Annotated in this window: 18 protein-coding genes; 11 read left to right on the top strand and 7 right to left on the bottom strand. The window is 68.9% G+C overall.

Features of this window, described 5'->3' with window-relative positions; genetic code table 11:
* Together ABD255_RS21395 and xylA are read left to right on the top strand one after the other, a co-directional pair.
* Positions 1-891 carry a carbohydrate ABC transporter permease gene (locus ABD255_RS21395; RefSeq protein WP_344216619.1) on the top strand — a complete coding sequence of 297 codons (891 nt, stop codon included), beginning with the start codon at positions 1-3 and terminating at the stop codon, positions 889-891.
* Positions 892-947: 56 nt separating this feature from the next.
* The gene (gene xylA, locus ABD255_RS21390; RefSeq protein WP_344216617.1) at positions 948-2,117 is read left to right on the top strand and encodes a xylose isomerase; all 1,170 of its coding nucleotides are present in this window, start codon (positions 948-950) and stop codon (positions 2,115-2,117) included.
* Here xylA and ABD255_RS21385 read toward each other — a convergent pair.
* Positions 2,114-2,665: a PadR family transcriptional regulator gene (locus ABD255_RS21385; protein WP_344216615.1), complete on the bottom strand. Its 552-nt coding sequence runs from the start codon at positions 2,663-2,665 to the stop codon at positions 2,114-2,116. The genes xylA and ABD255_RS21385 overlap by 4 nt on opposite strands.
* 73 nt (positions 2,666-2,738) lie before the next feature.
* On the opposite strand from ABD255_RS21385, the gene ABD255_RS21380 reads away from it, so the two are divergent.
* From ABD255_RS21380 to ABD255_RS21370, 3 genes are read left to right on the top strand one after another with little or no spacing between them, the layout of a single operon-like run.
* Positions 2,739-3,119 (top strand): nuclear transport factor 2 family protein, encoded by a 381-nt coding sequence (locus ABD255_RS21380; protein WP_344216613.1) that lies wholly within the window; start codon positions 2,739-2,741, stop codon positions 3,117-3,119.
* The gene (locus tag ABD255_RS21375; RefSeq protein ID WP_344216611.1) at positions 3,112-3,528 is read left to right on the top strand and encodes a hypothetical protein; all 417 of its coding nucleotides are present in this window, start codon (positions 3,112-3,114) and stop codon (positions 3,526-3,528) included. Before ABD255_RS21380 ends, ABD255_RS21375 begins: the two co-directional genes overlap by 8 nt.
* Positions 3,529-3,532: 4 nt before the next feature.
* The gene (locus ABD255_RS21370) at positions 3,533-4,645 is read left to right on the top strand and encodes a DNA glycosylase AlkZ-like family protein (protein ID WP_344216609.1); all 1,113 of its coding nucleotides are present in this window, start codon (positions 3,533-3,535) and stop codon (positions 4,643-4,645) included.
* Between the two features lie 71 nt (positions 4,646-4,716).
* Here ABD255_RS21370 and ABD255_RS21365 read toward each other — a convergent pair whose 3' ends face one another.
* Positions 4,717-4,944, bottom strand: a complete 228-nt coding sequence (locus ABD255_RS21365) for a hypothetical protein (RefSeq protein ID WP_344216607.1) — start codon at positions 4,942-4,944, stop codon at positions 4,717-4,719.
* 104 nt (positions 4,945-5,048) lie between these two features.
* On the opposite strand from ABD255_RS21365, the gene ABD255_RS21360 reads away from it, so the two are divergent.
* Positions 5,049-5,915 carry an exodeoxyribonuclease III gene (locus ABD255_RS21360; protein ID WP_344216605.1) on the top strand — a complete coding sequence of 289 codons (867 nt, stop codon included), beginning with the start codon at positions 5,049-5,051 and terminating at the stop codon, positions 5,913-5,915.
* Positions 5,916-7,067, top strand: a complete 1,152-nt coding sequence (locus ABD255_RS21355; protein WP_344216603.1) for a hypothetical protein — start codon at positions 5,916-5,918, stop codon at positions 7,065-7,067. It begins immediately after the preceding gene.
* On the opposite strand, the gene ABD255_RS21350 is transcribed toward ABD255_RS21355, so the two are convergent.
* The gene (locus ABD255_RS21350; RefSeq protein WP_344216601.1) at positions 7,060-7,560 is read right to left on the bottom strand and encodes a mycothiol transferase; all 501 of its coding nucleotides are present in this window, start codon (positions 7,558-7,560) and stop codon (positions 7,060-7,062) included. The two genes, ABD255_RS21355 and ABD255_RS21350, sit on opposite strands and share 8 nt — an antisense overlap.
* Before the next feature lie 122 nt (positions 7,561-7,682).
* On the opposite strand from ABD255_RS21350, the gene ABD255_RS21345 reads away from it, so the two are divergent.
* Positions 7,683-8,714 carry an aldo/keto reductase gene (locus tag ABD255_RS21345; RefSeq protein ID WP_344216599.1) on the top strand — a complete coding sequence of 344 codons (1,032 nt, stop codon included), beginning with the start codon at positions 7,683-7,685 and terminating at the stop codon, positions 8,712-8,714.
* Here the strand turns inward: ABD255_RS21345 and ABD255_RS21340 are convergent.
* The gene (locus tag ABD255_RS21340; RefSeq protein WP_344216597.1) at positions 8,711-9,415 is read right to left on the bottom strand and encodes a M50 family metallopeptidase; all 705 of its coding nucleotides are present in this window, start codon (positions 9,413-9,415) and stop codon (positions 8,711-8,713) included. The two genes, ABD255_RS21345 and ABD255_RS21340, sit on opposite strands and share 4 nt — an antisense overlap.
* Positions 9,416-9,526: 111 nt before the next feature.
* Here ABD255_RS21340 and ABD255_RS21335 point away from each other — a divergent pair, with 111 nt between their 5' ends.
* Positions 9,527-11,497, top strand: a complete 1,971-nt coding sequence (locus ABD255_RS21335; RefSeq protein WP_344216595.1) for a S41 family peptidase — start codon at positions 9,527-9,529, stop codon at positions 11,495-11,497.
* Between the two features lie 163 nt (positions 11,498-11,660).
* The gene (locus ABD255_RS21330) at positions 11,661-12,494 is read left to right on the top strand and encodes a phosphatase PAP2 family protein (protein ID WP_344216593.1); all 834 of its coding nucleotides are present in this window, start codon (positions 11,661-11,663) and stop codon (positions 12,492-12,494) included.
* Here ABD255_RS21330 and ABD255_RS21325 read toward each other — a convergent pair.
* Positions 12,437-14,647 (bottom strand): SulP family inorganic anion transporter, encoded by a 2,211-nt coding sequence (locus ABD255_RS21325; protein ID WP_344216591.1) that lies wholly within the window; start codon positions 14,645-14,647, stop codon positions 12,437-12,439. The genes ABD255_RS21330 and ABD255_RS21325 overlap by 58 nt on opposite strands.
* Before the next feature lie 155 nt (positions 14,648-14,802).
* Complete coding sequence (locus ABD255_RS21320) at positions 14,803-16,002, bottom strand: mandelate racemase/muconate lactonizing enzyme family protein (protein WP_344216589.1); 1,200 nt, start codon at positions 16,000-16,002, stop codon at positions 14,803-14,805.
* Between the two features lie 66 nt (positions 16,003-16,068).
* On the opposite strand from ABD255_RS21320, the gene ABD255_RS21315 reads away from it, so the two are divergent.
* Positions 16,069-16,842: an SDR family NAD(P)-dependent oxidoreductase gene (locus ABD255_RS21315; RefSeq protein ID WP_344216587.1), complete on the top strand. Its 774-nt coding sequence runs from the start codon at positions 16,069-16,071 to the stop codon at positions 16,840-16,842.
* A gap of 68 nt (positions 16,843-16,910) precedes the next feature.
* Here the strand turns inward: ABD255_RS21315 and ABD255_RS21310 are convergent, their stop codons facing one another.
* Positions 16,911-19,097 (bottom strand): fibronectin type III domain-containing protein, encoded by a 2,187-nt coding sequence (locus ABD255_RS21310; RefSeq protein WP_344216585.1) that lies wholly within the window; start codon positions 19,095-19,097, stop codon positions 16,911-16,913.
* Positions 19,098-19,240 lie beyond the last annotated feature (143 nt).

The following is a 19,240-nucleotide window of genomic DNA, read 5'->3' as shown; positions in this document are numbered from 1 at the left end:
ATGGCAGTGGCGACCAGCGACGCCCGTACTGCGGCCCGCGGCGCGAGCGGCGGCGTGTTCCGCCCCCGCAAGCTCCTCCAACTCAACTGGTTCGGCGGTACCGCGGGCTGGCTGTGGCTGGTGATCGTGCTGATCCCGCTCTACTGGATCGTCGTCACCAGCTTCAAGGACCAGAGCGCGTACTTCACCCAGAACCCGTTCGCGCTGCCGTCCGAGCCGACGATCGAGAACTACAAACTGGTCATCCAGTCCGACTTCCCGCGCTACTTCCTGAACAGCGTGATCGTCACGGCGGGCACGATCCTGCCCGCGGTCGGGATCTCGTTCATGGCGGCGTACGCGATCGTTCGCGGCGCCGGCGGCCGGTTCCTTGCCGGGGTCAACGGCCTGTTCCTGATGGGACTCGCGATCCCGCTGCAGGCCACCATCATCCCGGTCTACCTGCTGATCATCCGGATGCGCCTCTACGACAGCCTGCTCGCGATCATCCTGCCGTCGATCGCGTTCTCGATCCCGCTGTCGGTGCTGGTGCTGACGAACTTCATCCGGGACGTGCCAAAGGAACTGTTCGAGTCGATGCGGGTGGACGGCGCCACCGAGTGGGGAATGCTGCGCACGCTGGCGTTCCCGTTGACCCGGCCCGCGCTCGTGACGGTCAGCATCTACAACGGCCTCGGCGTCTGGAACGGCTTTCTGCTCCCGCTGATCCTGACCCAGAGTCCGGAGCAGCGAACGCTTCCGCTGGCGCTGTGGACCTTCCAAGGCCAGTACTCCGTGAACGTGCCGGCCGTGCTCGCCTCGGTCGTGCTCACCACGCTGCCCATCGTCATCCTGTACGCGCTCGGCCGGCGCCAACTGCTCAGCGGCCTGACCGCCGGCTTCAGCCGATGACCCGTGGCGCCAACGACGACGCCTGCTTTCGTGAACGACCAGAATCGAGGATCTCCATGACCGACGACGCCTTCACCCCCACCCGTGAGGACAAATTCTCCTTCGGTCTGTGGACGGTCGGCTGGCAGGGCGTCGACGTGTTCGGCGGTGCGGTCCGGCCGGTGCTCGACCCGGCCGAGGCTGTGCACAAGCTGAGCGAGCTCGGCGCCTACGGCATCACCTTCCACGACAACGACGTGTTCCCGTTCGGGAGTACGGCAGCCGAGCGCGACGCGGCGCTGAAGCCGTTCCGGGCCGCGCTCGAGGAGACCGGGCTCAAGGTCCCGATGGTGACCACGAACCTGTTCTCCCACCCCGTCTTCCGCGACGGCGGCTTCACCAACAACGACCGCGACGTCCGCCGGTACGCGATCCGCAAGACGGCGGACCAGCTCGACCTGGCGGTGGAGCTCGGCGCGGAGACGTTCGTCGCGTGGGGCGGCCGCGAGGGCGCCGAGTCCGGTGCGGCCAAGGACGTCCGGGCCGCCCTCGACCGCTACAAGGAGGCCTTCGACATCCTCGGCTCCTACGCGATCGAGCAGGGCTACGACATCAGGTTCGCGATCGAGCCCAAGCCGAACGAGCCGCGCGGCGACATCCTGCTGCCGACGATCGGCCACGCGCTGGCCTTCATCGAGTCGCTGGAGCACTCCGAGCGGGTCGGGCTCAACCCGGAGGTCGGGCACGAGGAGATGGCCGGCCTGAACTACGCGCACGGGATCGCGCAGGCGTTGTGGCACGGGAAGCTGTTCCACGCCGACCTCAACGGGCAGACCGGCCCACGGTACGACCAGGACCTGCGGTTCGGTGCGGGCAACGCGCGCGGTGCCTTCTGGACGGTCGACATCCTGGAGCACGGTGGTTACGAGGGTCCGCGGCACTTCGACTTCAAGCCGCCACGGACCGAGGACATGGACGGCGTCTGGGCCTCAGCCGCCGGTTGCATGACCAACTACCTCGTACTGCGCCACAAGGTCCGCGCCTTCCGCGCCGACCCCGAGGTCCAGCAGGCCCTGCTCGACGCCCGGCTGGACCAGTTGGCTCAGCCGACTCTGGCTGCGGGCGAGACTCTCGCGACACTCCGCGCGGAAAGCGACTTCGACCCCGAGGAAGCCGGCCGCCGCGGCATGGCCTTCGAGCACCTCGACCAACTCGCCCTGGAGTATCTGTACGGCGTGCGCGGCTAGGCGCGCTGATCGAGCAGCTCGAGCACGGTGGTGCACCACGCGATGTTCTGCTGCTCGAACATCCGGCCGCCGATCAGCGTGAGGTAGGGGCCGATGCGGTCGGCCGTGCGGAGGTAGGTGTCCTCCGCCTGGCCGGCCAGCAGGTCGTCACGAAGCTTGTCGTACAGGGTGAGCTTCTGGCGGGCCTGTTCCAGCCGGATGAGCAGTTGCTTGCGGATGGCGTCCTGGTCGGTGCTGTCGAAGGCCTGGATCTTGACCAGGAGATCGTCGCGGATCGCGGTCGGCTTGGACGGCTGCGCGGTGAACGCGTGCAGGTGGTCGCGGCCCGCGGTGGTGAGGGTGAAGACGCGCTTGTTGGGCCGGCCCTGCTGCTCGACCACCCGACCCTCGATCATGCCGTCCTGCTCGAGGCGGTCCAGTTCGCGGTACAGCTGCTGGGGGGTGGCCGACCAGAAGTTGCTGACGGACACGTCGAAGCGTTTGGCCAGTTGGTAGCCCGACGCCTCACCCTCCAGCAGGGCCGCGAGCACGGCCTGGCGCAACGCCATCTGGACACCTCCGGAGTCGCGACGTAGTCTCATTGACACCTATTCAACTTGTTGACTATCAAGGGGTCAAGTCGTGCATCCGTTCCGGACCGCCATCGAAGCCCGAGACATCGACGCCGCCGTAGCGCTGCTCGCGGAGGACGTCGTCTTCCGCAGCCCTGTGGTCTTCACGCCGTACTCCGGTCGCGAGGCGGTGCGGCCGATCCTCCAAGCCGTGATCCAGGTCTTCCAGGACTTCTCCTACCTGCGCGAGATCGGCGCCGAGGACGCGGCTGATCACGCCCTGGTATTCCAGGCGCGAGTGGGCGACAAGCGGCTCGAGGGCTGCGACTTCCTGCACGCCGGCGAGGACGGCTTGATCGACGAGTTCACCGTGATGGTCCGCCCGCTCAGCGGTGTCATCGCGTTGGCCGAAGCGATGAACGCGCTCCTGACCGACCCGACCCATGCCTGACGACCTGCCGTACGTCGACGAGCATGCCGTCAGGATCGCCGCGCCCCGCGATGTCGTCTGGCCTGTTCTCGAGCGGCACGGCAAGAGCCTCGGCCTACCCCGCGGCAATCTCCTGGCGAAGGTGTTGGGCACTCGACCCGAGGCCGGCTTCGAGATCACCGCGAGCGTGCCGGGCGAGAGCCTCGACCTGACCGGCAGTCACCGCTTCTCCAACTACTGCCTGCGTTTCGAACTGGCCGACGCTCCTGGTGGGTCGACCCAGCTTCGGGCCCAGACCTACGCGGCCTTCCCAGGGCTCACCGGCGAGATCTACCGGACTCTGGTGATCAGATCCCGCCTGCACGTCATCGCCACGATGTACGTTCTGCGTTCGGTCGAGCGAAACTGTCGGCCGCTTCCTCTACGTTGACGCCATGTCCTCGCATGCGTGGTTGCGGCGTCAGGCCGTCGGGTGGTCGTTTCCGCGGGCCGGCAGTCTGGCCGCGGTCCTGCAGGACATCGAGTTCGTCCAGGCCGACCCGATCCGGTCACCGGCACGGGCGCAGGATCTGATCCTGCGGCAGCGCGTCCGCGGCTACCGCGTCGGCGATCTCGACCGGTACTACCCGAAGCTCGAGCTCGACGAGGAGCAGCTCTACGCGTACGGATTCGCCGTACGCCGGTTGCGTCCCTACCTGCATCCGCGCCGCGATCGGCACGCGCCGGACGGGAAGTACGTGCTCACCGGCCGGGTCGCGGAGGTGCTGGAGTTCGTCCGGGAGCACGGGGTGACGCATCCGCGCGAAGTACAGGAGTACTTCGGGCATCAGCGTGTCACCAACGACTGGGGCGGCAAGTCGTCGGCGACCACCCTCGACCTCGAAGTACTGCGGCACTACGGGTACCTGCGCGTCGCCGATCGCATCGCCGGAGTACGCCGGTATGAGCCGGCTCCGCCGCTGGGCGACCCGATCGAGCCGGAAGAACGAGCCCGGGTCCTGACGCTGCGGGTGGCCCGGACTCTGGCGCCGGTGCCGCTGGCCAGCCTGAGCTCGGCGGTGAGCTATCTGATCAGGATGACGCGTGGACCCAGTAAGAAGCCCGGTGGGCGGCCGGTGGTCCTGGATCTCCTCGCGCGAGGAGAACTGGAGGCGGCGAACGTCGGCGGCACCCGCTACGTCTGGCCGGCCGACCTGGTGCCGGTCGAGGCGGATCCGGCGGCGCGGGTGCGGATCCTGGCGCCGTTCGACCCGGTGGTCTGGGATCGGAGCCGCTTCGGTGAGCTGTGGGGCTGGGACTACCGCTTCGAGGCGTACACGCCGGAGGCCAAGCGCGTGATGGGGTACTACGCGATGCCGCTGCTGTGGCGGGACCGGGTGATCGGCTGGGCCAACTGCGCCGGCGCCGGACAGGACATCGAGGTCGGCTACGTGGATCGCGCGCCCGCCGGTACGACGTACGCGAAGGCGCTCGACGCGGAGATCGAGCGGCTGAGGGCGTTCCTCAGAACTGGACTGAGCAGACCGGCGCAGACCAGTACGGCCTGATCGGTGCAAACCGGGTCCACCCGCCGTCGCAGTACGCAGGCGGGAGGACCGGTCCGTGAAGCTGAGTTGGATCAGAGGTTGTGGAGCTTGGCGAACGGCGCCACGACCCGCAGCAGCCGACCGCCGCCGAAGTCGACGACAACCGCACTGGTGCCATCCACCGAACTGATCCGGCCCAGCCCTTCCTTGTCGTGGGAGACCTGCTCGCCGACCTCGAAAACCTTGATCGGGTCAGGCACGCGGGGCTTGAAGGGACTCGTGGACAGGTGACGACGCGTCGTCGCGCGAGAAGACTCCATCAGACCTCAAGTATGCGCCTTCACCCCAGCCGCTGTCTCCCGGCCGCGACGTCTTCACCGTCCGTCACGGTCGAGGAGGCCTCCGGCGAGCTAACGTAGGGCGGGTGCGAGTAGCTACCTGGAACGTGAACTCGGTGAAGCAGCGGATGCCGCGGTTGCTGGAGTGGCTGGACGAACGGCAGCCGGATGTCGTCTGCCTGCAGGAGACGAAACTGGCGGACGACGCCTTCACGAAACTGCTGGGTGACGAGTTGGCCGGGCGTGGGTACGAGACCGCCCTGTACGGCGAGGTGCAGTGGAACGGGGTCGCGCTGCTGTCCAAGGTCGGTCTGGAAGATGTCGTCACCGGGGTCGCCGAGGCGCCCGGATTCCCCAACCCGGAGGCACGGGCGGTGGCTGCCACGTGCGGCGGGATTCGAATCCACTCGTTGTACGTGCCGAACGGGCGGGTGCCGGACTCGGACCACTACCAGTACAAGCTCGCCTGGCTGGCCGCGTTGAAGAATGTCGTCGCCAGTGGGCCGGACGCGGCGATCGTCTGCGGTGACATGAACATCGCGCCGACGGACGCGGACGTGTTCGATCCGGCCGCGTTCGTCGGTTCGACCCACGTGACCGCGCCGGAGCGGCAGGCGCTGGCCGACCTGATGTCGACCGGCCTGCACGACGTCGTCCGCGAGCGCTGGCCGGAGGAGCGGGTCTTCAGCTACTGGGACTACCGGGCCGGCATGTTCCACCAGGATCTGGGGATGCGCATCGACCTGGTGCTCGCGTCGGATCCGGTGGCCGAGCGGGTGAAGGCCGCGTGGATCGACCGCAAGGCGCGCAAGGGGACCGGGCCGAGTGACCACGCGCCGGTGATCATCGATCTGGACACCGCGCCGGACGGCGACATCGGACCGGTCGTCCCGCCGCCGTCGGCGCCCCGCGGCGCGAAGAAGAAGACCCCCAAGCTCCCGCAGAATCGCTGAATGAACCCGCTCCGTCACGGCGCCCGACTGCCCCTCCGGATGGGCCTGATCGCGTTGGCTGCCGGCGTGCTGCTCGCCGGGTCCGCCTGTAGTGAGGACAAGGCCGCGCCGCCGCCGGCCCCGATTGCCTGGACAAAGGTCGACCTGCCGGCGGAACCCGTAGTACTGACCGGGCACGGCACCGAACTGCTGATCGGGCTGCGGGATCGTGGTGCCGAAGTCGTGCCCCGCTTGCTGATCCAGCAGGAGGACGGCAGCCGGCAGGAGGTCAAGGTCGAGGCGAAGAGCCCGTACGCGCTCGAAGCGATCTGGCAGTCGATCGCGTACGACGGCCGGCGGCTCCTCGCGCTCGGTGGCGCCGCGGGCGGGGCTCACTCCAACACCCGCTGGACGGTGTGGTCCGGCTCCGCGAAGACGCTGACGGAGTATCCGCAGGAGTTCAACACGTTCGGCGGCCAGACCGCGGGCGCCCTGTACTCCGCTCTCATCACTCCCGCCGGCGAGGCGCTCGCCGGGTCGTGGGGCTCGGCCCAGACCGGTCTCGACGCCGCGATCTGGTTGCCGCAGGGGCCCAGCAAGTGGGTTCGTCAGGATTCGGCGAAGACCTCGCTGCAGAGCGTGCCGTCGCTGCTGGTCGGCCCGAACTACGGCACGGTCGCCGGGGACGGGATCGTTCTGGTCGGATCGCAGGTGCGGCTGGCTCCGAACGTCGTTCAGCAGGAAGCAGCGGTGTGGCGGTCCACCAGTGTCAACAAGGGGTGGTCCCGGATCGCACTGCCGGAGCCGGGGAACCGCAGCCAGGGGAACACGGCGAGTTGCACGGAGACGGTCTGCACGATCACCGGCTTCGCGGACGGCAAGTTGGCGATGTGGAAACTCGAGGGTTCGCAGGGCAAGCGGCTCGCCGGGGTGCCGGCGATCGCGGTCGGGGACAAGGACAAGCAGCCGCCGCCGATCGACGTCGACGGGCGGCTCTACCAAGTGGTTGCTGAAGGCAATAAAGTCAAGGTGGTCAGCGGGCAGGACGGCAACTGGACCGTGCAGGAGTCGACCGGCCCCGAGGGTCTGGTGACGGGCGCCGCCGCGATCGGCAAGACGCTCTACCTCCTGGCAGGCCAACCAGCCACACTCTGGAAGTCGACCCTCAGCTGAGCAAACCTCGGACGTACGCCGCTTGGCCGGCGTGCTGGAGGTCGTCGGACAGGACGCTGACCAGCCGGACGCCGAGGGTGACGGGTGGCTTCCAGCGCTTGTCGACGATCCGGTCGAGGTCGTGGTCGGACAGGCCCTTGAGGTAGTCGAGGGTGCGCTCGTGCACGGCGTCGTAGTACCCGGTGAGCTGCTCGGCGGACAACTGGACAGCCGCGACCTGGGCGGCGCCATGCCCGTAGCCGGTGTCGGCCGGGTCGAACGGCAGGCCCAGCCGCTCGTGCCAGCCCTTGGCGGTGTAGATCTGCTCGTAGCCGCCGGCGTCGGCCAGGTGGTCGTCCTGGATCCGGGTGAGGTGCCAGGTCAGCCAGGCGATCGAGTTCCCGGTGTCGTCGGGGCGGGCGCCGAGAGTCTTCTCGTCGAGCCCGTCGACGGCCTCGTGCACGATCTCCCGGATCCGGCCGAACGCGTCGAGCAGCAGTTCGCTGGTGTTCATCGTCTTCCCCTTCGTCCCGCGGACCGTGCCAGGCTACTTCCCGCCTCGGACGGTTTCCCGCGCGATCGCCACAACCGCCGGGACTAAGGTGGTCAGGACAAAGTCTCGAGCGAGGAGCAGTCGTGGAATACCGCACCCTGGGCAACAGCGGCGCAGTCGTGTCCACCTATGCGTTGGGCACGATGACGTTCGGCAACGAGACCGACGAGGCCGGCGCCCACCAGCAACTCGACCGGTACGTCGAGGCCGGCGGCAACTTCGTCGACACGGCCGACGTCTACACGGCCGGCGCCTCGGAGGAGATCATCGGCAGTTGGCTGGCGAAGTCCGCGGCCCGCGACAACGTCGTCCTGGCAACCAAGGGGCGGTTCCCGACCGGGGACGCGCCGAACGACGTCGGCACCTCCCGCCGGCACCTGCGCCGCGCCCTCGACGCGTCGCTCTCGCGGCTGGGTGTCGACCACGTCGACCTCTACCAGTTGCACGCGTGGGACCCGATCACCCCGCTGCAGGAGACGCTCAGCTTCCTGGAGGACGCAGTACGGGACGGCAAGATCTCGTACGGCGGTCTGTCCAACTTCACCGGGTGGCAGTTGCAGAAGGCGTGCGACCTGATCGACCGGCTCGGCTGGTCGCCACTCGTCACGCTGCAGCCGCAGTACAACCTGCTGGTCCGGGAGATCGAGTGGGAGATCGTCCCGGCCGCCCTGGAGAACAAGCTCGGCCTGCTGCCGTGGTCGCCGCTCGGAGGTGGCTGGCTGACTGGCAAGTACTCCTTCGACGAGGAGCCGACCGGCGCCACCCGGCTGGGCGAGGACCCGAACCGGGGCGTCGAGTCGTGGCACCGCCGCAGCAAGAACCAGCGCGTCCGCGACGTGGTCGAGGCAGTCCGCACGATCGCCGAGTCCCGCGACATCTCGATGGCCCAGGTCGCGCTCGCCTGGCTCGTGGACCGCCCCGCGATCACCTCGGTCATCCTCGGCGCCCGGACCCTCGAGCAACTGGACGACAACCTCGCCGCCGCCGACCTGCACCTCACGGCCGAGGAGACCCAGCAGTTGGACAAGGCCAGCGACCCGGGCGCCGCCGACTACCCGTACGGCGGTCCGGGCACCACCCAACGCGACCGCCCGATCGCGGGCGGACGCGCCTAGTCAGGCAGTACGCCGGACCAGACGACGCCGAGGGCGAGGCAGGCGAGGGTCAGCAGGCCGAAGAACCCAACCCAAAGCAGAGCCGGTACTCCGGTCAGCCGGCGCAGTTGGTCCGCGTCGGAGTTGCGGCCGCCTCCTCCTCGGCGAGAGTGCTGCAACTCCAGTACCGCGCGCGGCGCCGCGAGCAGCAGGAACCAGGTCAGCAGCTGGGCGAATCCGGACTGCACCTGCTCCGACCCCCACCACGACACCGCGAACACCAAGGTGCCAAAGGCAACTACCGACCACAGCCCGAAGAGGTTGCGGATCTGCAGGAGCAGCAGAACGAGGAGCAGGAGCAGCCCCCAGAGCAGCGCGACCGGATATCCCCGGCTGAGCACGAACGCCGCGCCGAGCCCGAACAGCGCCGGCCCCGGATAGCCGGCCAGCAGCACCGCGATCATGCCGGGACCGGTCGGGTGCCCACGAGACACGGTGACACCCGACGTGTCCGAGTGCAGCCTGATCCCCGCCAGCTTGCGGCCGACCAGCGCGGCGATCAGCCCGTGCGCGCCCTCGTGCGCGATCGTCACGACCTGCCGGGTATGCCGCCAGACGGGCCGCCACGCGATCAGCAGCAACGCGGCGACCGCGGTCCCGATCACCACGCGCACCGACGGATCGGCCTGCGCGGTGGTGATGTTGTCCCACACCTCACTCATCGCCCCATCCTGACAGGCGACCGGTCGCACCGAGCCGTTGACATCGGGAAAGCGGCGGCGGACGGTAAGAGGATCGCGGCCCAGGGGAGGGGCCGCCTCCTTGGGGGAGTCATGTCGCAGCCTCGTAAGACCGTCGCCAAGCCAGCCCGGAAGACCACCACTCGCAAGTCCACCAGCAGGAAGACAACGGAGGCAGCGGCCGCCGTGCCGTTGCCGCAGTTCCTCGCGTCGGCGGGAACGCTGACGCTCGGGCAGCGGAAGCTGCTTGTGGACCAGGCCCTGTTGATGCTCGAGCAGAACTACGTGCACCTGCCGTTGAAGGCCGCGATGCACGTCGTCAATCCGCTGCAGCGGCTACGGGTGATGCGCGCCCGGGTGGAGCGCCAGACCGCGGAGACGATGGAGGCCGAGTGGATCTTCCACCGGCAGATGTCGACCATCTTCCACTCGGTCCGCGACCTGCACACGAACTACCTGCTGCCGGTCCCGTTCGCGGGCAAGATCGCGTTCCTGCCGTTCCTGATCGAGAAGTGTTTCGACGGGACCGGCGAGCACTACCTGATCACCAGGACCGTCACCGGTTTCACCGCGCCGCAGTTCGGGCCGGGCGCCGAGGTGACGCACTGGAACGGTACGCCGATCGCCCGCGCGGCGGCGCTGAACGGAGCCCAGTTCGCCGGCAGCAACGAGGCGGCGAACCTGGCTCGCGGGCTGGAGTCCCTCACCCTGCGGCCGCTGGTGATCCAGTCGCCGCCGGACGAGGACTGGGTGACCTTGAGCTACATCGGCCTGGACGGTTCGAGCCAGGAACTGCGCGAGCAGTGGAAGGTGACGACCAACCTGCCGCCGATGACCGACCTCGACGCGATCACCCCGGCCTCGGCCGCGATGGGTCTCGACCTGGACTCCGACGAGAAGTCGCGGGCCAAGAAGGCGCTGTACGTCCGCGAGGTGGTCGAGTTGGAGCAAGGCCAGAGCTCGGCCGAACTGACCCACGCGGTCGCCGTCGGTGGCGCCGACCTGGCGACCACGATGCCGGGCGTCTTCCGGGCCCGTGAGGTGGTCACCGCGCACGGCACCTTCGGGCACATCCGGATCTTCACCTTCAGCGTGCAGGACCCGGTCGCCTTCCGCGACGAGTTCGTCCGGCTCGCGGCCGCGCTGCCGCAGAACGGGCTGATCGTGGACGTCCGCGACAACGGCGGCGGTCACATCTACGCCAGCGAGTTCACCCTGCAGACGATGACGCCGCACCGGATCGTGCCCGAGCCGGTCCAGTTCATCAGTTCTCCGCTCAACCTGCGCCTCTGCCGGCGGCACAAGGACAACCCGTCCGGGATCGACCTCGGCCCCTGGTTCGACTCGCTCGACCTGGCCACCGAGACGGGCGCCGTGTACTCCGCGGCGAAGCCGATCACCCCCGAGGACGGCGCCAACGAGATCGGCCAGACGTACTACGGCCCGGTGGTGCTGGTGACGGACGCGCGCTGCTACTCCGCGACGGACATCTTCGCGGCCGGGTTCGCGGACCACCGGATCGGCAGGATCCTCGGCGTCGACGACAACACCGGCGCGGGTGGCGCGAACGTCTGGACCCACGGACTCCTCGCCACCCTGCTGAACGAACCACCGCCGGCCGACCCGACGTCGCCGTACGAGGCGCTGCCGAACGGGGCGAACCTGCGGGTCTCGATCCGCCGTACCCTGCGCGTCGGCGAACTGTCCGGTACTCCGGTGGAGGACCTCGGCGTGCGCCCCGACGTCACCCACCAGATGACCAGGGCAGATCTGCTGAACGGCAACGTCGACCTGCTCGACGCGGCCGGCGCGATGCTCGCGGCGATGCCGAACCGGCGGCTCGGGCTCACCACGAGCCTGGCTGCCACGACGCTGACGGTCGAGTTGGACGTCGACGGCATCGACCGGGTCGACCTCTACCTCGACGACCGCCCGATCAGCTCCGAGGACCTGAGCGGTGACCCGATCGCCATCGACATCCTCGAGGTGACCGCGGGCCAACTGCTCCGTGCCGACGGCTACTCTGCCGGTGACCTGGTCGCCTCGAGGAGGGCGCGAACCTGACGTCGCCAGGAGCCCGCCTGTGAGCTGCTTCATATTCTTCGTAACTATCAGCAAATTGCGATAGTTTGGAAGAGCTGGAGTGGGGTCAGGATCACAGTGAAAACGAACGACCGTTCTTGATAGATTCGGAGAACGGGCGTTCGGGTTCCAGGGGAGGGGCGACATGGCGCAGGTGACTCTCTGCAGGCCGCTGGATGATCTCGCGCCGTTGTCCGCGGCCATCGAACGCCAGGCCCGACGCAGGCGGATCCTCCGTGAGATCGTCTTGCTGGCGGTGTTTTTCGGCATCTACAACCTCGGCCGGTTCCTCTCGGCCAAGCACGCCGGATCGGCCTTCCTCAACGCCGACGTCCTGATCCACTTCCAGGCCGGCCTCGGCCTGCCGAGCGAGGCCGCGGTCCAGTCGCTCGCCCTGCAGATTCCCGACCTCGCCCAGGCCGCCAACCGGTACTACGCCGGCGTGCACTTCCCGTTGACCGCGATCGTCCTGCTCTGGATGCTGGTCAAACGCCCAGCGGAGTACGCCAAAGCCCGCTGGGCGCTGGCGGCGCTGACCGGGCTCGCGTTGATCGGGCACCTGGTGTTTCCGTTGGCGCCGCCGCGGATGCTGCCGCAGTACGGGTGGGTCGACACCGGAGTACTGCTCGGGCAGTCGGTCTACGGCCCGGACGCCGAAAGCGGTCTGGCGAACCAGTTCGCGGCGATGCCGAGTTTGCATGTCGGTTGGGCGTTCCTGGTCGCGGTGTTCCTGATCCGGGCCACCCGGTCCCGCTGGCGGTGGTTGTGGATCGCGCATCCGGTGATCACGTTCGCGGTGGTCGTGGTGACCGCCAACCACTACTGGCTGGACGGGCTGATCGCGCTGGCGATGGCCGTGCCGTTGGTGCTGATCTTCGACAGCCGGCGGGTGCGCCGGAACAACGCACCCGCCGGTGCCGGTCAGATGTCAGCCGGCGACGTGGCCGTGGCCAGTTCCTCGTCGGCGCGCACCAGGTAGGGCTCGCGCTCCAGGACCAGCCGGGCCGCGGCGGCGCTGATGTCGAAGTACAGGCCGGTGAGTTCGAGCCGGCCGCTCTCCTCGGCCTTGCGGACGCAGGCGAAGGTGCGCAGGTTCTCCAGTTGCACCGCCACGTTGGTGACGGCCAACTTGTCGGCCGGCGACAGCTTGATTCCGGTCACCGGATCGACGATGTCGGGCAACGCGGCCGACCGGCGGACCGATGCCTCCAGGTGCCGCAGCCAGCTCTTCAGGCCCGAGCCGCTCTCCGGTGAAGCAGCCTCGAGCGCCGCCGTGGTCGCACCGCAGTGCGAGTGGCCACAGACCACGATCGAGGTCACCCCGAGCACCTCGACCGCATACTCGACCGCCGCGTCGACGGAGTTGCTGTTCGACCCGTACGGCGGAACGAGGTTGCCCACGTTCCGGACGCAGAACTGGTCGCCCGGTCCGCTGGTGGTGATCATGTTCGGCACGATCCGCGAGTCGGCGCAGGTGATGAACAACTGGGCCGGGCGCTGACCGTCGACCGCGAGCCGGGCCATCATCGGCCGGATCGACTCGGCCGTCGCCTCGAACTCGCGGATACCGTCCAGCATCGCGGCGCGCTGGTCCACCTCCGGCACCACCTGGCGTTGCTGCCACGGGATGATCCAGCGGTGCGTCTCGCCGTGCAGCGCGGACCGGAACGCGGACCGGTTCATCACCACCGAGCCGCCGCGCGCGAGGTGTCCGCGCCGCCAGTCCTCGATCGCCTCGTACGCCGCGTGGTCCAGGTGGTTGACCTGGAGATCCACCTGAACCTTGGCGCCGACCGGGATCGCGCGCAGAGTGCGAACCAGCGAGGCAACGCCCAGAAACACCAGCGTGCCGCGGATCCGGACGATCCAGACGCCGTCCTCCTCGGTGGCGGTGACCGTTGCCCTGGCCAACCGGTAGAGCACCCGGCCGAGCGCCAGCACGAGTCCGGCGAGCACTCCTTCGGCCAGGCCGAGCACGGCCACTCCGGCGGCGGTCACGACGTACACGAGGAGTTCGTCGTGGCGTTTGAGGGTGCGGATGTGGGCCAGTTGGACCAGGCGCAACCCGGTCACCAGCAGGACGCCGGCCAGCGCGGCCATCGGGATCAGTTCGAGCATCGCGCCGGCGGCGAGCACGAACACCGCGATCCAGAGGCCGTGCAGGATCGCCGAGGCCCGGCTGCGGGCGCCGGCGGCGACGTTGGTGGAACTGCGCACGATGACACCGGTGACAGGCATCCCACCGAGAGCGCCGCACACCGCGTTGGCCGCGCCCTGCCCGATCAGTTCGCGGTCCAGGTTGCTCCGTTTGCCGCGGTGAAGCTTGTCTATGGCAACGGCTGAGAGGAGTGACTCGACACTGGCGACGAGCGCGACGGTGAGGATGGCCGTCGCGATCTCCAACGGACCGCCGTGCGGCAGGGCGGGAAGTATCAGTTCTTTGAGCGGCTCGTCCGGCAGGGAGACGCGGGTGACGTCGACCATGTACGCGGCGGCCGACGCGGTCACCGTGACGACGGCGACCAGCGGCGCGGGAACGAGGTTGACCTTGGGCAACCGAGGCCAGACCAGCAGGATCACCACGGTCAGTACGCCGACCAGGACCGAGCCCGGATGGTGGGCCAGCAACTGCTCGGGAAGCTCGGCCAGGTTGGCGATCAGGGAACTCTGAGCCCGTCCGCCGAGCACGACGTGCAACTGCTGGACGGCGATGGTGACGCCGATCCCGGCGAGCATGCCGTGCACGACGGCGGGGGACAGGGAAAGGGCGAGCCGGCCGACGCGGGTGACGCCGAGCAGGATCTGCAACAGGCCGGCCGCGCAGGTGATGCCCGCGGTCGCGGCCCACCCGTACTGCGTCGCCAGGCCGGCGACGACGACCGTGAGGCCCGCGGCCGGGCCGCTGACCTGCAAGGGGGAACCACCGAGCGCGCCGGCGACGACACCGCCGACGACGGCGGCCACCAGTCCGGCGATCAGCGGGGCCCCGGAGGCGGCCGCGATCCCCAGCGACAAAGGGATCGCGATCAGGAAGACCACCAGCGAGGCCGGTAGGTCGTGGCGAAGGACGGACCTCCACGGGACGCGGTCGCGCGCGGGCCCGGATGAGGGTGGGGAGTGGTTGGGTGACATGGTCGGCACGGGTCCCTCCGGCGTCAGTGCTCACAGCAACGGAACGTCGAAACAAAGAGTGTCGATCTGATTACTCATAGTACTGGGCGGTTCAAGCCCGGACGACCAACACTTCGAATTCGTTGCCTACCGCACCTTGATTGTTGCCTCGGCGCTTAGTTGCCGACCGCACCGGATATCCGGCGCTCGACCCGGTCGAGGTCCGGGCGGAGCTTCACGCCGTGGCCGGGCTCGGAGGTCGCGGCGATCCGGCCGTCGACGAGTTCGGGCAGCCCCTCGACCAGTTCGCCGTACCAGGTGCGCAGGAAGGCCCGGACCGTCTCCTGGATCAGGCCGTTCGGCGCCGACTGAGTGAGGTGCACGCAGGCCGCCAGGGTGGCGGGTCCGGTGCAGTCGTGCGGCGCCACCGGTACGCCGTACGTGTCGGCGAGGCTGGCGATCTTACGGGCCTCGGTCAGTCCGCCGGTCCACTGGACGTCGACCGTCACCACGTCCACCGCGCCGCGCTCGAGCAACGGCAGGAAGCCGCGCCGTCCGACGACGGTCTCGCCGGTCGCGATCGGTACGTCGGTGTCGCGGGTCAGCGTCGCGAGCGCGTCGACGGCGTCCGGGCGGATCGGATCCTCAACCCAGTAAGGGCGATACGGCTCCAGAGCCTGCAGGATCGTGGTCGCGCCCCGGCGGTTCCACAGGCCGTGCAGCTCGACCATCAGCGCCATCTCGAAGCCGACCTCGGCCCGGATCGCCTCGATCACGGCGAGGCCGCGCGACAGCCCGGCCGGTGAGATGTCGGTGCCGTTGGTCGCCTCGGCCGCCTGGTCGAAGGGCCAGACCTTCATGCCGCGGATGCCTTCGTCCCACAGCTCGCGGGCGAGCGGGCCCGAGCGGTTGAGGAACGCGTCGAGGTCGTCCCAGCGAGCAGGCCCGCCCACCGGTACGCCCCAGTTGTCCGACCGCTGCCGCGTGTTCTGGCTGATGTACCCGGGCCCGGCGCAAGTGTTGTAGATCGGCAACGACTCCTGCACGGGTCCGCCGAACAGCTTCACCAGCGGCAGGCCCGCGCCTTGACCCACGAGGTCCCACAGCGCCAGATCGACGGCACCGTTGCCCCGCGTCTCGACTCCCGCGCCAGCGAATCCCGTGTACGACGTGAGCGTCCGGGAGATCGCCTCGGGCGTCGGGTCGTCGGTGCTCAGCAGCACCTCGGCGACGGACTCGTGCAGGTAGGACTCGACCGTGCGGCCGCCGAAGAACGCCTCGCCGAGGCCGATCCGCCCGTCGTCGGTGTGCAGCCGCACGAACAGCAGGTTCGGCTGGATGCTGGGCCGGATCGTCTCGACCGCCGTGATCCTCATCCCGGGCGTCCTTCCGTCGACTGATACCCATCCTCTCAAGCCGCCGGGCCCGGATACGCTGACCGGGTGGATCTTCAACTGTCGGGCCGGACGGCCGTGGTGACCAGAGCGAGCAAGGGAATCGGGTTGGCCTGCGTCGAGGCGCTGGCTCGCGAGGGCGCCAAGGTGATCGGCATCTCGCGTGATCCCGCCAATCTGGCCGCCGCTCAGCAGGAACTGGCTGGACGTGGCGTGACCTTCGAGGTCGAGGCGGTCGACCTGACCGATCCGGACGCGTCCGCCGCGGCCTTCGAGCGGATCGGCGTACCGGACATCCTGGTGAACTGCGCGGGCGCGGCCCGGCGGACACCGGCGGCGGAACTGGACAGCAAGGCGCTGCACGCGGCGATGGAGGCGAAGTACTTCACCTACATGCACGCGACCGAGGCGGTCGTGCGCGGCATGGCCGAGCGCGGCAGCGGCGCGATCGTGAACGTGGTCGGCCAGGGCGGCCGCGCGGCGAACCCGCTGCACATCGGTGGCGGCGCGGCCAACGCGGCCCTGATGCTCGCGTCGGTCGGCTACGCGAAGGCGTACGCCGATCGCGGCGTCCGGGTGAACGTGATCAATCCCGGGCTGACCCGGACCGGCCGCGTCGACGAGGGCCTCGAGGCCGCGGTCCGGGCCACCGGCCGGCCCAAGGAGGAACTGCTCGCCGAGCAGGTCGCCGAGATCCCGATCGGCCGCGCCGCCGAACCGGCCGAGGTCGCCAACGTCGCCCTCTTCCTCGCCTCCCCCTTGGCCAGTTACGTCACCGGCGCGATCATCACCATGGACGGCGGCGTCACCTCCGCCATCTAGACCGAACGAGAAGGGGCGGACCGCGGGCAGGCGGTCCGCCCCTTCTCGGCGGAGGTGGTGCGGGGTGACTAGACGGTGATCCAGTCGATGTCGGCGATGTAGCCGGTCGGGTTGTGGATCTTCAGCGAGTTGGCGCCCGCGGCCAGCTTGACCGGCAGGTAGACGACCTGCGGCGTACCCCAGTCGTTGTCGCCCAGGCCGTGGTAGTTGACCCAGTAGCTGTCGGCGTCGTTGACCGTCAGCATGCTCTGGCGGCTGGTGTCGCCGTCGGTGTAGGCGATCTTGACCAGGTAGGTCCCGGCGGCCGGCACGGTGATGTTGTTCAGCGTCACCGACGCGTCACCACCGATGTTGCCGATCTTCGCGCCGCCCGAGCACAGCGTGCAGCCCGAGATGCCGGCGTTTCCGGTCAGCGTGCTGGTCGATGCCTCGGCCTCGTAGCGGACGGGACCGCCCGACTTCGCGGTGAACATCGTCACCGGCGCGCTGGCGTCGGACGTGGCGCCGCCGTTGACGCCCTTCACCTCGAACCTGTACTGCGTCTGCGGCAGCAGGCCGTTCACCACGACGCTGGTACTCGCGCTGGTCGCCACCTGCTTGCCGTTCGCGTAGACCTGGTAGGACTTCGCGCCCGTGCTCGGCCGCCAGGTCAGCGACACCGTGGTACGGCTGACGTCGGTCGCCGTCAGGTCGGCCGGCTTGCTCACCGCGCCGACGCTGTTCGGGGTGATCCGGTACAGCTTCGACCCGTGCGCCGGGAGCGCCGCGCTGACCTGGCCGCTGACGTGCTTGGTGTTCTGGTTCGCCCAGACGTCGCGGACGGTCGCCCGGCCGCTGATGCCGAGCTCGTCGAACTTGCCCGTCACCGTCGCCGGGGTCTCGGCCAGGTTGAACAGGCCGACCGTGACGCTGCCGTCGGCGTTCTTGGCATACCAGGTCTGCTGCAACTGGTCCTGGTTCAGCGGGCGGGCCGGGTTGCCGGACTGGTTGATCGCGATGACCTCGCGGTTGGTCAGCAGCTTCAGGCCGTACGCGTCCAGCTTGGTCATGTCGTCACCGACGAACAGCGGGGCCGCGTTGATCGCCCAGAAGGTCATGTAGCTCTGCCGCTCGGCCTCGTTCAGGCCGTCCATCTCGCCGACGCCGACGTTGATCGCGTCCAGGTTGTTCCAGTGCCCGGGTCCGGCGTCGTCGATCCACTGCGGCAGGTCCCACCAGCGCTGCTTGACCGAGCCGTCCCAGCGCACGATGGTGTCGCAGTAGCACTCCACGTCGGTGTCGATCCGCCAGCCGTTGGAGTTGGCCTTCCAGGTCTCGGCGTACCGGTGGCTCAGCGACCAGGACAGCGTGTACTGCATCGGGCGGCCGGCGTTCTGCACCGCGCGCCACCAGGCCTCGACGTCCTCGGTGTTGTTGTGGTTCGGGTCGTCCGGAGCGCCCTTCCAGGAACCGGGGCCGACGCCGTCCATCTTGATCAAGTCGACACCCCAGCTCGCGAACAGGTTCGCGATCGAGTCGGCGTACTTCTGTGCGCAGGGGCTCTCGTAGTTGATCTTGTACGCCTGGTCCCAGCCGTTCGTGGTGCGCAGGTCCGGGTAGACGATGTCGCGGGTGAAACAGCCCGGCGCGTTGTAGATCGGGGTGTTGCCCTCGCGGTAGACGTCGAAGCCGAGGCCGACCACGGTGTAGATGCCGAACTTCAGGCCGAGCTTGTGCAGGTCGTCGCCGACCGCCTTCATCCCGCGCGGGAACCGGGCCGTGTTCGCGACCGGGCGGCCGTACTCGTCACCGCCGAGCTGCCAGCCCGCGTCGATGTTGATGTACTCGTAGCCGTACGGCTTCAGCTTGGTGGCCATCGCGTTCGCCTGGGCGAGGATGTTCTTCTCGCTGATGAAGCTGCCCGGCCCGTCCGGGTTCACGCCCGGGTAGTTGGTGGACTGCAGGCTCCAGCTGCTCCAGCCCAGGTAGGGCTTCGCGGCGACCCCGGAGTAGGTGGCGGGCACGTTGGCCTCGGCGCTGGGCAGCTCGACCGGTGCGTTGCCCTGGAAGCTCTTGTCAGGCTCGACCAGGGTGGGCTTGGGGCCCGGCTGGGCGCTCGAAGCGGCCCCGGACAGGCTGGCGCTCGCCGGTGCGATCGAAGCCGCCGCCGACACCAGGGCGGCAGCGGCAACGACCACCACACCGGCACGGCGCTTGCGTCCCGGTGTTCGGCGGACCGGGTCCGCGGCGGGCGCGGAACCAGAGGGGACTGACATGGTGTTCCTCCGTCTCGTGGGCGGATCAGGGGGAGCGGACGGTGCTCACCCCCGGCCGCTGCCGAGCCTAGAGCCGGTTAATTTACGTCGTCAAGTAACAGGCCCCGATAACTGTCGGTAGTCGCCGTGATGCAAATGCCATC

The organism is Kribbella sancticallisti, from assembly GCF_039530625.1.
Taxonomy (GTDB): Bacteria; Actinomycetota; Actinomycetes; order Propionibacteriales; family Kribbellaceae; genus Kribbella; species Kribbella sancticallisti.
The sequence above is the reverse complement of the archived record's forward strand: the minus strand, read 5'-3'. Positions and strand labels throughout refer to the sequence as shown.